This window comes from Gymnodinialimonas phycosphaerae (assembly GCF_019195455.1).
Lineage (GTDB): Bacteria > Pseudomonadota > Alphaproteobacteria > Rhodobacterales > Rhodobacteraceae > Gymnodinialimonas > Gymnodinialimonas phycosphaerae.
On the sequence record NZ_JAIMBW010000001.1, the window covers coordinates 502,370 to 514,808 of the forward strand.

Sequence of the window (12,439 nt, forward strand, 5' to 3'; positions counted from 1 at the left end):
GACGGTCAGCGGCGCCCGACGGACCGGCGATTGTTCTGCGCGATGACCGTGATCGTGCGGATGCCTGCAAGCTCTCCCACCGTCAGTTCGGCCCCGACCGAAATGGTCTGCAAGCCTGCCGCACCTGACCCAAGGGGCGGGACGACCCGGAATTCATAGGCCAGCAGCGTTTCCGTCGCCTCCACCAGCACCAGTTCCGCATTGAAATAACCCTGCGCTGGCGTCACGCCGGTGGCACGGACAATCGCGCCAGAGGTTGTCTGTTCTACAGCGAGTTGCGTGATTTCCGCCGCCAGAATGCGCCCATCCACGATGGCGCCTGTGCCAAGGGCGTCCGGGTCCACCGTGATGCGTTGCTCGCGGTCGCCGCCAAACCAGTTGAGCGGGTTGATCCGGCTATCACAGGCCGCAAGCGACAGAAGGGCGGTAACGAGAAAAGCGGCGCGCAACATGGGAGGATCCCTCAGACATTAGCTTGAAGACGTGCGTAAACGATCCCGCGCGGGTTGAAAACCCGGCCTGTGGCGGTGCGCAGAGGGCCAGCCCTTTACGAGCGGGCCCGAACAGCCTACCTCATCCTTCACACCCCTTGACCGTCGGAGACGCCCAATGGCCAGCGAAGCCTTTGAAGAAATCGCGGAAACCTTTGAATTTCTTGATGATTGGGAAGATCGTTACCGCCATGTAATCGAACTTGGCAAAGCGATGGAACCGATGGAGGAGGCGCTGAAAGTGCCCGCCACCAAGGTTGATGGTTGTGCCTCGCAAGTGTGGATTTTGCCCCGGATCGAAGGGCAGACCTTCGATTTTCAAGGTGACAGCGACGCGATCATCGTGCGCGGCCTCGTGGCGGTCTTGCACGCGCTTTATGGTGGAATCCCAGTGCGGGACGTGCTGGCTGTCGATGCACCGGCGGAATTGGCGCGTTTGGGGTTGGATGAGCATCTGTCATCACAACGCTCCAACGGGGTGCGGGCCATGGTCGAGCGGATCCGTGCCCACGCGGCCGAGGCGGCGTAAAGACCTGATCGGGGCAGGCGGTGGCCCCGGGCCAAGGCCCGGTCTACGCGAGGCGCACGAAAAAGGCCGCCCCGGGGTCCGGAGCGGCCAATCCAAATTCAGGCAGCGCGTTTAGCGGTTCTTGATGTCGACGTAGTCGCGCGTCGTTTCACCGGTGTAAAGCTGGCGCGGACGGCCAATTTTTAGCGCCGGGTCTGCCAATTGCTCTTTCCACTGAGAGATCCAGCCTACGGTCCGCGACAGCGCGAAGATCGGGGTGAACATCGACGTGGGGAAGCCCATCGCCTCCAGAATGATGCCCGAGTAGAAATCGACATTCGGGAACAGCTTCTTCTCGGCGAAGTAGGGATCGGCGAGCGCTTGCTTTTCCAACTCCATGGCGACTTGCAGAAGCGGGTTGTCCTCGACGCCCAACAGTTCCAGCACCTCATCGGCGCTTTCTTTCATGACCGTCGCGCGCGGATCGAAGTTCTTGTAGACGCGGTGGCCAAAGCCCATCAGGCGGTAGCTATCGTTTTTGTCCTTGGCGCGCGCGATGAATTCGGGAATGCGGTCAACGGTGCCGATTTCCTTCAACATCTCTAGGCAGGCTTGGTTCGCACCGCCGTGGGCAGGGCCCCAGAGGCAGGCAATGCCAGCTGCGATGCAGGCGAAGGGATTGGCGCCGGACGAAGAGGCCAGACGCACCGTGGAGGTCGAGGCGTTCTGCTCGTGGTCCGCGTGCAGTGTGAAGATCCGGTCCATCGCTTTTTCAAGGATCGGGTCGACGACATATTCTTCGGCCGGAACCGCAAAGCACATGCGCAGGAAGTTTGCGGCATAGCTCAGGTCATTGCGCGGATACACGAAAGGCTGGCCGATGGTGTACTTGTAGGCCCATGCCGCAATCGTCGGCATCTTGGCGATCAGTCGGTGCGAGGCGATCTCGCGCTGGCGCTCATCGGTGATATCCGTGGAATCGTGGTAGAAGGCGGACATCGCGCCCACGACACCAACCATGACGGCCATAGGGTGGGCATCGCGGCGGAAGCCCCGGAAGAAGTTGGCCATCTGCTCGTGAAGCATCGTGTGATGGGTGATCGTGGTCTCGAAATGCTCCAGCTCTTTCGCAGAGGGCAGGTAGCCGTATAGCAGCAGGAAGCAGACTTCCAGGTAGTGGGATTGCGCGGCCAGTTGGTCGATGGGGTAGCCACGGTGCAGCAGCTCTCCCTTGTCGCCGTCAATGAAGGTGATCGACGATTCGCACGCCGAGGTGGAGGTGAAGCCGGGATCGTGCGTGAACACGCCCGCTTGTCCGTAAAGCTTGCCGATATCGACAACATCCGGCCCGGCGGTGGGCGAATGGATCGGCAAGTCAAAGGATTGGCCATCAATGGTCAAAGTGGCGGTTTTAGGCTCGGCCATGGTCGTCCCTTCGTGAAAGCGCGCGCGGCGGAATGCCGGCGGGATATGGGGCCCACTCGGGAGCGGATGCTCACAAGATGGGGCGGGGGCGCTGCCCCCCAACTTTCAGGCGAGGGAGGCGGCCTCGTTCAGGCGGGCGATGCTTTCGTCCCGGCCAATCACGAGCATCATGTCGAACACGCTTGGAGAAACCGTCCGCCCAGAGAGAGCCGCGCGAAGCGGTCCGGCCAGTTTGCCGAATTTCAGCCCATGGGAGTCCGCGGCGGCGTTCAGAACGCCCTCCAAGGTGTCACGGGTCCAGCTAGCATTCTGCAACTGCGTAGTCAATTCCCGCAGTATACCACGGGATACCGGATCAAGGGCAGCCCGCGCTTTCTCGTCATAGTCGAAGGGGCGATTTTCCAATACAAACCGGGCTTTATCGAGGATATCGGGCAAGGATTTCGCCCGATCCTTGAGGCAATACATCGCACGGGTCATCCCATCTTGCTGCGTCTGCGAAAGCGCCGGTTGCCCGGTGAGTGCCAGATATTCGTTGATCTGTGCGATCAGATCCGCGTCTTCCATACGCGCGATATGCCAGCCCGTCACATTGGCCAGCTTCTTCATATCAAGCCGGGACGGCGATTTGCCGATGCCGCTCAGGTCAAACCACTCGCGCGCCTGTGCGTCGGTGAACAGCTCGTCATCGCCATGGGACCAGCCCAACCGCGTCAGGTAGTTGCGCATGGCCGCCGCAGGGATACCCATCTCGGCGTATTCCATTACGCCCGTGGCCCCATGGCGCTTGGACAGTTTCTTGCCGTCGTCGCCGTGGATCAGGGGAATGTGCGCCCAGACCGGCTCGGGCCAGCCCATGGCGGTGTAGATCTGGATCTGGCGCGCTGCATTGTTGAGGTGGTCATCACCTCGGATCACATGGGTCACGCCCATGTCGTGGTCGTCCACCACGACGGCATGCATATAGGTGGGCGTCCCGTCCGAGCGCAGCAGGATCATGTCGTCAAGCGTCGCGTTCTGGATCGTCACGTCGCCCTGGACCTGGTCCTTGATTACCGTCGTGCCTTTGCGGGGCGCTTTCAGGCGGATCACGTAGGGCGCATCCGGGTGGTCGGTCGCGTCGCGCCAGGGCGACAGGAACAGCGTGCTCTCGCCTTTTTCGCGGGCGGCATCGCGGAAGGCCGCGATCTCGTCCTGGGTCGAGAAACACTTGTAGGCATGGCCTGCTGCCAGCATCTCCTCGGCCACCTCCCGGTGACGGTCGGCGCGGGCAAATTGGCTTATCGCCTCGCCATCGTAATCAAGGCCAAGCCACGCCATCCCGTCGAGAATCGCCTGCGTCGCCTCGGGGGTCGAGCGTTCGCGATCCGTATCCTCGATCCGCAGCAGGAACTTGCCCCCATGTTGGCGCGCGAAGAGCCAGTTGAACAGCCCCGTGCGCGCCGTGCCGATGTGCATGGTGCCGGTTGGCGAGGGGGCGATGCGGGTGACGACTTGGGACATGGAGGGGGGATCCTTCTGCGCCGCCGGTCCCGGCGGGTGCGTTAACCTTTTGGAAACCATCATCTGGCACCGTTGAGGGGGTGGTATCTTGGGCGGGGAAGCCGGGCAAGGGCCGGACAGGTGCCCGGACAAAAGAAGGTGGGTGAATTGATCCTACGCGCGGTGAATGCCGTTCAGCAGGGACAGAGGGGCGCCATGATGCCCTGGTCCGCCGTGGCGTTGGGCTGCGGCGTGGCCCTCTATTTCAGCCTGTCGGTGGAGCCTGGCGTGCCCGCCTATGCCGTGGCGGTTTGCGCGGCGCTGGTTGCTGCGGCGTTGGGCCTGTGGCGCAGAGAGGTCCTGGGCCCCATGGGGATGGCCGTTTCGCTGGTGGCCCTTGGTTTCTGCGTGGCGGGCTTTCGGGCTCATTCCGTGGCCGGCCCGGTGATCGATTTCCGCTACTATGGCGCGATCGAGGGGCGCATCGTGGGGATTGACCGCTCGAACTCGGACGCGGTTCGGCTGACGCTGGATCAAGTGCGGTTGGATGATGTGCGCAACACGCCGCGCCGCGTGCGCATCGCGCTCCACGGCGATCAAGGTTTCATGGCGCCACAACCGGGCGCGATCATCTTCACCACCGGCCACCTCTCGCCACCGGGCGGCGCGGCCGAGCCCGGCGGCTTCGATTTCCAGCGCCATGCGTGGTTCCAGTCCATCGGCGGCGTCGGCTACACCCGTGCGCCGGTCCTGCTGCTGGAACCGCCCGAGGACGGCGTGGCCCCACTGTTCACCCTGCGCATGGGTCTCTCGGCGGCAATCCAGAGCCAGATCGCGGGCCAACCCGGTGCCTTCGCGGCGGCGGTTTTGACCGGGGACCGCAGTGGCCTGTCGCAGGCCTCCACGCAAGATATGCGTGACAGCAACATCGCGCATTTGCTGGCCATTTCCGGTCTGCACATGGGTCTGCTGACGGGCTTCGTCTACGCGGCCCTGCGCACGTTTCTGGCGCTGATCCCCGCCATCGCCCTGCGCTACCCGATCCGCAAATGGGCCGCCGTTGCGGCGTTGCTGTCGGGCGCCTTCTACCTGGCGATGTCAGGCGGCAACGTCGCGACCGAGCGCGCCTTCATCCAGGTTGCGGTCATGTTCACCGCCGTCCTGCTGGACCGCCGCGCCATCACCCTGCGCTCTGTCGCGATCGCCGCGATCATCGTGCTGTTGCACCGACCCGAGACGCTGATGTCGCCAGGTTTCCAGATGTCCTTTGCGGCCACCACGGCCCTTGTCGCCGCCTTCACCGGCCTGCAAGGCGCCCCTTGGATGCGCAAGTGGCCGAACTGGGTGAAAGGGGTCTGGTCGCTCGTCGCGTCCTCGGTCATTGCGGGGGCGGCGACCGCACCGTTCGCGGCGGCGCATTTCAACCGGCTGGCGGTTTATGGCCTGGTCGCCAACCTGATGACGGTGCCCGCGATGGGCTCGGTCGTGATCCCCTTCGCGGTTCTGGCGCTGCTGCTTGCGCCTTTCGGTCTGTCGTGGCTGGCCTTCTGGATCATGGAACTGGCGCTGGAATGGATCCTCGGCGTGGCGGAATACGTGGCAGAGCTGCCGGGTGCCGTCCGCATGGTGGCCAGCCCGTCGCCCGCCGTGCTGCCCCTGATCGCAGTGGGCGGCATTGCGATCTGCATTTGGTTGGGACGCGCGCGATGGCTCGCCCTGGCGCCCATGGCGCTGGGGCTGGTGCTGTGGCAAGGGGCCACGCGCCCGGAATTCCTGATCTCGGAACCCGGCGGCCTTGTCGGCCAACTGACCGACGCAGGCCGTGCCCTCAGTCGCCCGCGCGGCGATGGCTTCGTGGCCGGTATCTGGCTGGAGAACGACGGCGATCCTGTGGAACAAGCCGCCGCCGCCGCCCGTGCCAGTTGGCGCGACGCCGATCCGGGCCGCACAACCACAATCGGCACGCTCACCCTGTGGCATGGCACCGGTCGCGCCGCCTCTCGCGTGATCGAGGAGGCCTGTGTCGCCCACGACATCGTTGTCACCAACCTCCCCCCCGAAGATCCCAGTCCGGCCCTGCAACAGGCCGAGGCAGACACCCGCGCCCGCCTTGCCGCGCCAGAGCCCGCCCCGGGTGCCGTCCGCGCCAGCCCGGCACCGCTTTGCCTGCTCCTCACCCCGCGCGCCCTGCGTGACAGTGGCGCCATTGCCCTCTCGCTCACGGAAGAAGGCCTCGTCATCGACACCGCCCGCGCCCACCAGGGCCAACGTCTGTGGTCTCGCTGAACTGGCCCGCTTCATCTTGCCCGAAAAACTCCCCGCGGAGCGTCCCGTCCCCTACACATCCCCCGCCGCCCGCCTATCTCTTGATCCATGGCCAAGATGCGCAAGAAATCAGACCTGCCCACCAAGACCTGCGCCGCGTGCGGGCTGCCTTTCACGTGGCGCAAGAAGTGGGCGAAGGTCTGGGATGACGTGCGCTTTTGCTCGGACCGCTGCCGTCGCCTGCGCTGATCTATTGCCGGGACCCAAGCCTTCGCATAGATCGGCATGCACAACAGGGTGAAGGGACAAGATATGAGCAACCGTTTGGAAAAAGCGGGCCTCCAGGTGGCGACGGAATTGGCGGATTTCATCGACGCGCAGGCGCTGCCGGGCAGTGGGGTAACGGCGGAAGCCTTCTGGCAAGGCTTTTCGGACCTCGCCCATGAGTTTGCGCCGAAAAACGCGGCGCTTCTGGCGCGGCGCGAGGATCTGCAACGGCAGATCGATCAATGGCACATCGCCCACCGTGACGCGCCCCATGATCCCGATGCCTATCACGCCTTCCTCAAGGATATCGGCTACCTCGTCCCCGAAGGTGGGCCGTTTCACATCGAAACGACGAAGATTGATCCCGAAATCGCCACGGTCGCAGGCCCCCAATTGGTTGTCCCGATCACCAACGCGCGTTTCGCCCTGAACGCCGCCAACGCCCGTTGGGGCAGCCTTTATGACGCTCTTTACGGCACCGACGCGATGGGCTCCAAACCCGCCAAGGGTGGTTATGACCGGGGCCGGGGGGCCCGCGTCGTAACCCGGGCGCGGGTGTTCCTGGATGAGGCTTTCCCGATCGAGGGCGCGTCCCACGGCGATGTGCGCCGCTATCATGTCGACAAGTGCACGTTGCTCATAGATGACAAGCCGCTGATATCGCCGGAAAAGTTCGCGGGCTACACGGGCCGTGCCAAGGCACCTGACTCGGTGTTGTTGGTCAACAATGGCCTCCATGTGGAGCTGGTCTTCGACCGTGCCCATCCCATTGGCGCGCGGGATCAGGCGGGGCTGGCGGATGTGCGGGTGGAAAGCGCCGTCTCTGTGATCATGGATTGCGAGGATAGCGTCGCCTGCGTCGATGCCGAGGACAAGGTGATCGCTTATACAAACTGGCTTGGCCTGATGAAGGGCGACCTGTCCGAGACGTTCGAGAAGGGCGGCGCGCAAATGACGCGCGCCCTGGCGCCGGACCGTGTGTTTACGGGGCCGGATGGCGGTGAGGTGACCGTGAGGGGCCGCGCGCTGATGCTGGTGCGCAACGTGGGGCATTTGATGACCAACCCCGCCGTCCTGCTGAGCGACGGGTCCGAGGTCTACGAGGGGCTGATGGATGCGATGGTGACGATGCTGATCGCCAAGCATGATCTGGCGCAAGAAGGCGGGAATTCTGTCGCCGGGTCGGTCTATGTGGTCAAGCCGAAGATGCATGGCCCCGACGAAGTGGCCTTCACCGACGAGATCTTCACCCGCGTCGAGGCCGCGCTGGGGATGGAACGCCACACGGTAAAGATCGGCATCATGGACGAAGAACGCCGCACCTCGGTGAACCTGAAGGAATGCATCCGGGCCGCCAAGCACCGGGTGGCGTTCATCAATACGGGTTTCCTCGACCGCACCGGCGACGAGATCCATACCTCGATGGAAGCGGGGCCATTCTCGCGCAAAGATTTCATCAAGCGCAAAGGCTGGATCACGGCCTACGAGAACCAGAACGTCGACATCGGGCTGGAATGCGGCCTGCGCGGCCACGCTCAGATCGGCAAGGGCATGTGGGCCAAGCCCGACGCCATGGCCGAGATGCTGGAGCAGAAGATCGAGCATCCACGCGCGGGCGCCAATTGTGCCTGGGTGCCGTCGCCCACCGCCGCCACGCTGCATGCGCTGCATTACCACAAGGTGAACGTCGCCGCCGTGCAGGAGACGCTGGAGAAGGGCGGCAAGCGCGCTTATGTGACGGCGCTTCTGGATATCCCGCTGGCCGCCTACCGCCGCTGGACCCGGGACCAGGTGATCCGCGAGGTGGAGAACAACGCCCAGGGCATCTTGGGCTATGTCGTGCGCTGGGTGGATCAGGGCGTGGGCTGCTCCAAGGTGCCCGATATCAACGGGGTCGAGTTGATGGAGGACCGCGCAACCTGCCGGATCAGTGCGCAACACATCGCCAACTGGCTGCACCACGGGGTGGTGAATGAGGCCGACGTGGGCGATGTCTTCCGCCGCATGGCCGTTGTGGTGGACGAACAGAACGCGGGTGATCCGCTCTATCGACCGATGGCGCCGGGCTACAACGGGATCGCTTATGCGGCGGCGCTGGACCTGGTGCTGAAGGGGCGGGCGCAGCCCTCGGGCTATACGGAGCCGGTGCTGCACGCCCGGCGGTTGGAGTGGAAGGCGGCGTAAGCATCGATCGGGCCTTGCGCTTGGCCCGGCGCCTGTCGCCCTGCGTCGCACCCGTCCGAGAAGGGGAGGAAGGCGTTTCGCGGCCCCTCCTCGGGCCCTTGGGGGCCCTCCTCGCAGAATGAGGGGTGCTTTGCGCGTGCTTGCTTGACCTGTGTCAACGACGCGTGCGGATGGGTCTGTCATCCTTGGCTCAACAAGGAGGATTTTGTATGGCAGCACCCGAAACGAAACAGGCCGAGGCCCGGACAGCGGAAATTCTGGGCTTCGAGCAGGGAGAATATCCCTATCCCAAGAAACTGGCCCGCGGCGTCTACGAGGCCGAGAAGGCCGCGTTGCAGGTTGAACTGCTCAAGGCGCAGCTTTGGGTGCAGGAGACCGGCCAAAAGGTCGTGATGTTGTTCGAGGGGCGCGATGCGGCCGGCAAGGGCGGCACGATCAAGCGCTTTACCGAACACCTCAACCCCCGTGCTGCGCGCGTCGTGGCGCTTAACAAGCCCACCGACGAAGAGCGCGGGCAATGGTATTTCCAGCGCTACATCAAGCATTTGCCCACGACCGGCGAGATCGTCCTTTATGATCGCTCCTGGTACAACCGTGCGGGTGTGGAGCGGGTGATGGGCTTTTGCGAGGCCAATGAATACCTTGAATTCATGCGACAGACGCCGGAGTTCGAGCGGATGCTGGCGCGGTCGGGCATTCGGATGTTCAAATACTGGTTCTCGGTTACGCAGGAAGAACAAGCCGCGCGCTTCGCGTCGCGCGAGACGGACCCGCTCAAGCGCTGGAAGCTGTCGCCCATCGACCGCGCCAGCATCGACCGTTGGGACGACTATACCGAAGCCAAGGAGGCGATGTTCTTCTACACCGATACCGCCGATGCGCCCTGGACCGTGATCCGTTCCAACGACAAGAAGCGTGCGCGGCTCAACTGCATGCGGCATTTCCTGTCGCAGCTCGACTATCCCGACAAGGATCCCGAGGTCGCCACCCCGGTGGACCCGAAGATCGTGCTTCATGCCACTCACCTGGTACAAAACGCCGATCATATCCTTGCCTCCTCCCTTCACCCCGACAGCCGAAAGAGCTGAGAAAGGACCACCACTATGTCCCACACACCCCACGAATTGGCCGACGACTTCCCGGAGCACGTTGAAAAGATGCATGAGCTGCGCGGCTCTGACGCGCATTTCGCCAAGCTTTACGATAGCTACCACGAGGCCAACCGCGCCGTGCACCGGGCCGAAACCGATGTGGAGCCGACATCGGACGAGCATCTGACCGACCTGCGCAAGGAGCGTATGCGCCTGAAGGATGAGATCTACGCCTATCTGACGACGTCCCAAACGCAGGCGTGAACGCGTAAATCTTGAGTGTGGCGGTGTTTTCCGCCACGCTCTCCGCGGGCGCTTCTGCCCGGGGGAGATGACGCGTGGGCATGACCAATTCAAGCGCGGGCTACGGCGCGCTGACCAAGCTGTTTCATTGGCTGATCGTGATCCTGTTCGCCGCCCAATACCTGAGCGGCAACATTATGGTGGCCATCGGGTTCAACGCCGAGTTTGCCGGGATCGGCACCAACACCTATTACAATTGGCATAAATCGCTGGGTCTTGTGGCGCTGGCGGTCGCGATTTTCCGGATCATCAACCGCCGCGTGGGGCAACTGCCGCCCTGGGCGCCGACGCTGTCGGGCTTCGAGAAGAAGTTCATCCACCGGGTCGAGCAGGTGTTTTATACCGCAATGCTGGTGATGCCGATCAGTGGCTGGCTCTACGTGATGTACGGCCACTATGGGGTGAACCTGTTCGGCCTGTGGGAAATGCCCCGCCCGCTGCCCCGCGACGACACCCTGCGCGACGTGTTCAAATGGGTGCATATCGTGGCGGGCTGGGTGTTGCTGGCCGCCATGGTCGGCCACATCGGGCTGGTCCTCAGGCATCAGCTGTTCAAGAAAGACGGGTTGTTAAAGCGGATGTTGTGAGGGGGCAAATAGTAAGAGGCGCGCGGGAGAGGTCGGGCGCTTTGCAGTGGCCCAAAATTAAGCGTCTGTCACCAAGCTAAATGGGGAGATAGCTTCCATCATAAATGCAAGCCACTGAGGCCAGCGGTGGGAGCGTAGCGGGCAGTGCGCGGAGTTGGTCGGACCTGCGTTGTTCGGAGGTGCAGCGCGGAAGCGATACCAATCCGTAGCCGCGATCAGACATGCACTGAGTCTCGATACGATTTCTCAAAGCTGTATTGGGATCGTAAGAATAGGTTTGCCCTCCCATCACCTGCCCACCAGTAGAGGTGCACTGAACGCTGTAGCCCGTGTTGTAGCAGTTCGTTTGGACAGGCGTAGTGTATGTTGGTCTGGTCCCAATCGCTGTGGCGCGTGGCACTTCGCGCAACGCTTGTACTTGGCATTGCGTGATTGCCCGATCAACCTGCGCAAAACTCGCTCCGTCGCGCCAATACCCACTTTCCGAAGCAGGTACACATGCTGTGACGAACGGCAGAATAACGATGAGATTCAGAAAGCGCATTTTGGGGCCTTGCCAATGAAATCAGTGCTCCACCTATGGGCCAGATCACAAAAGAATACAATCGAGAAAGCCTAATCCACGAAGGATATCAATGGCTTGAAGGTCACGTTTATGATTGATAGAGCCAAGTGACATTGTACACCGGGCTTCTTTTTTAATGGGTCGCTCACATCGGCGGCGGGGGGGGAGGTGGCATGACCGTGAATAACTGCGCCAGTTCGTCCACGTCACCGGCCTTCTTCCAGCCATCCTGACCTGCGGTCCAGACCATCGTGTCGCGGGTCAGTCCGCCGTTTCCTGCCATCTGACCCAGATCTGCCTTGGAGAACGGGCCTTTCGTGGCACCGTTTTCGGCCGTGTGCCAGACATGTTCAACCGGTGGGGGCGGCGGGGCCGCCGCAGCGGGCGCGTGGTGTTGCTGCGGTTGATGCATGTTGCTGGCCATCTGGTTGGCCATCGCCATGCCCATGCCCATGCCCAAACCTTCGCCCATGCCGGAACCGGGGGTGGAGGCGGCGGCGGCCATGGCCTCGGCGGTCTGGAACTGGGTGTATTTGTTCAGATCGCCGACCACGCCCATGGATGTGCGCTTGTCCAAGGCCTCTTCCACTGCGGGCGGAAGCGAAATGTTCTCGATATAGAGTTCCGGCAAGGTGAGGCCGTAGGAAGAGATCGTCGCAGAGATCTTCTCGGCCACCAATTCGCCCATCTGGCCCGTGTTCGCCGCCATGTCGAGGACCGGAATGCCCGACCCCGCCATCGCCTGGCTGAACTGCTGCACGATGATGTTGCGGATCTGGTGCGTGACCTCGTCAGTGGTGAATTCACCGTCGGTGCCGACGATCTCGGTCATGAACAGGCCCGCGTTCTCGACCTTGACGGTGTAGGTGCCGAAGGCGCGCACACGGGTGGGGCCGAAATCACTGTCGCGGATCATGATGGGGTTTTTGGTGCCCCACTTGAGGTCCGTGAAGCGCGAGGTGTTGACGAAGTAGATCTCGGACTTGAAGGGCGAGGCGAAGCCGTGGTCCCAGTGCTGGAGCGACGTCATGATCGGCATGTTGTTCGTCTCAAGCATATACATGCCCGGTGTGAACACATCGGCCAACTGGCCTTCATGGATGAAGACCGCGACCTGGCCTTCGCGGACCGTCAGCTTGGCGCCGTACTTGATTTCGTGGCCATAGCGCTCGAAGCGGTAGACCATCGTGTCCCGGCTGTCATCGGTCCATTCGATGACGTCAATAAATTGACCTTTGAGAAAATCCATAATGGCCATGTGGCGGCAACTC

At 62.7% G+C, this 12,439-nt stretch carries 11 protein-coding genes; 7 read left to right on the forward strand and 4 right to left on the reverse strand.

Features of this window, described 5'->3' with window-relative positions:
- Window positions 1–5: 5 nt before the first annotated feature.
- Complete coding sequence (locus KUL25_RS02570) at window positions 6–452, reverse strand: hypothetical protein (protein WP_257891497.1); 447 nt, start codon at window positions 450–452, stop codon at window positions 6–8.
- Between the two features lie 157 nt (window positions 453–609).
- On the opposite strand from KUL25_RS02570, the gene KUL25_RS02575 reads away from it, so the two are divergent.
- Window positions 610–1,020: a SufE family protein gene (locus KUL25_RS02575; RefSeq protein ID WP_068358437.1), complete on the forward strand. Its 411-nt coding sequence runs from the start codon at window positions 610–612 to the stop codon at window positions 1,018–1,020.
- Window positions 1,021–1,131: 111 nt separating this feature from the next.
- Here the strand turns inward: KUL25_RS02575 and gltA are convergent, their stop codons facing one another.
- Window positions 1,132–2,424 (reverse strand): citrate synthase, encoded by a 1,293-nt coding sequence (gene gltA, locus KUL25_RS02580; protein ID WP_257891498.1) that lies wholly within the window; start codon window positions 2,422–2,424, stop codon window positions 1,132–1,134.
- Between the two features lie 105 nt (window positions 2,425–2,529).
- The gene (gene gltX, locus KUL25_RS02585; RefSeq protein WP_257891499.1) at window positions 2,530–3,927 is read right to left on the reverse strand and encodes a glutamate--tRNA ligase; all 1,398 of its coding nucleotides are present in this window, start codon (window positions 3,925–3,927) and stop codon (window positions 2,530–2,532) included.
- A gap of 195 nt (window positions 3,928–4,122) precedes the next feature.
- Here gltX and KUL25_RS02590 point away from each other — a divergent pair, with 195 nt between their 5' ends.
- The 6 genes from KUL25_RS02590 to KUL25_RS02615 all read left to right on the forward strand — a co-directional run bounded on the left by KUL25_RS02590 (window position 4,123) and on the right by KUL25_RS02615 (window position 10,603).
- Window positions 4,123–6,192, forward strand: coding sequence for a ComEC/Rec2 family competence protein (locus KUL25_RS02590; RefSeq protein WP_257891500.1), 2,070 nt, complete (start codon window positions 4,123–4,125; stop codon window positions 6,190–6,192).
- An 87-nt stretch (window positions 6,193–6,279) separates the two neighbouring features.
- On the forward strand, window positions 6,280–6,420 hold the full coding sequence (locus KUL25_RS02595; protein WP_082916587.1) for a DUF2256 domain-containing protein: 141 nt from the start codon (window positions 6,280–6,282) through the stop codon (window positions 6,418–6,420).
- 63 nt (window positions 6,421–6,483) lie between these two features.
- Window positions 6,484–8,622, forward strand: coding sequence for a malate synthase G (locus tag KUL25_RS02600; RefSeq protein ID WP_257891501.1), 2,139 nt, complete (start codon window positions 6,484–6,486; stop codon window positions 8,620–8,622).
- Window positions 8,623–8,831: 209 nt separating this feature from the next.
- Window positions 8,832–9,710 (forward strand): polyphosphate kinase 2, encoded by an 879-nt coding sequence (gene ppk2, locus KUL25_RS02605; RefSeq protein WP_068358444.1) that lies wholly within the window; start codon window positions 8,832–8,834, stop codon window positions 9,708–9,710.
- Between the two features lie 15 nt (window positions 9,711–9,725).
- On the forward strand, window positions 9,726–9,977 hold the full coding sequence (locus tag KUL25_RS02610) for an HP1242/YdcH family protein (RefSeq protein ID WP_257891502.1): 252 nt from the start codon (window positions 9,726–9,728) through the stop codon (window positions 9,975–9,977).
- Between the two features lie 80 nt (window positions 9,978–10,057).
- Window positions 10,058–10,603: a cytochrome b gene (locus tag KUL25_RS02615; protein ID WP_257891503.1), complete on the forward strand. Its 546-nt coding sequence runs from the start codon at window positions 10,058–10,060 to the stop codon at window positions 10,601–10,603.
- Window positions 10,604–11,313: 710 nt separating this feature from the next.
- Here KUL25_RS02615 and KUL25_RS02620 read toward each other — a convergent pair.
- Window positions 11,314–12,426, reverse strand: a complete 1,113-nt coding sequence (locus tag KUL25_RS02620) for an SPFH domain-containing protein (protein WP_257891504.1) — start codon at window positions 12,424–12,426, stop codon at window positions 11,314–11,316.
- Window positions 12,427–12,439: the final 13 nt, after the last annotated feature.

Bases quoted from the DNA above. Each gene is read 5' to 3' on its own strand.
- KUL25_RS02570 (WP_257891497.1), bottom strand. From the start codon at position 452: ATGTTGCGCGCCGCTTTTCTCGTTACCGCCCTTCTGTCGCTTGCGGCC.
- KUL25_RS02575 (WP_068358437.1), top strand. From the start codon at position 610: ATGGCCAGCGAAGCCTTTGAAGAAATCGCGGAAACCTTTGAATTTCTT.
- gltA (WP_257891498.1), bottom strand. From the start codon at position 2,424: ATGGCCGAGCCTAAAACCGCCACTTTGACCATTGATGGCCAATCCTTT.
- gltX (WP_257891499.1), bottom strand. From the start codon at position 3,927: ATGTCCCAAGTCGTCACCCGCATCGCCCCCTCGCCAACCGGCACCATG.
- KUL25_RS02590 (WP_257891500.1), top strand. From the start codon at position 4,123: ATGATGCCCTGGTCCGCCGTGGCGTTGGGCTGCGGCGTGGCCCTCTAT.
- KUL25_RS02595 (WP_082916587.1), top strand. From the start codon at position 6,280: ATGGCCAAGATGCGCAAGAAATCAGACCTGCCCACCAAGACCTGCGCC.
- KUL25_RS02600 (WP_257891501.1), top strand. From the start codon at position 6,484: ATGAGCAACCGTTTGGAAAAAGCGGGCCTCCAGGTGGCGACGGAATTG.
- ppk2 (WP_068358444.1), top strand. From the start codon at position 8,832: ATGGCAGCACCCGAAACGAAACAGGCCGAGGCCCGGACAGCGGAAATT.
- KUL25_RS02610 (WP_257891502.1), top strand. From the start codon at position 9,726: ATGTCCCACACACCCCACGAATTGGCCGACGACTTCCCGGAGCACGTT.
- KUL25_RS02615 (WP_257891503.1), top strand. From the start codon at position 10,058: ATGACCAATTCAAGCGCGGGCTACGGCGCGCTGACCAAGCTGTTTCAT.
- KUL25_RS02620 (WP_257891504.1), bottom strand. From the start codon at position 12,426: ATGGCCATTATGGATTTTCTCAAAGGTCAATTTATTGACGTCATCGAA.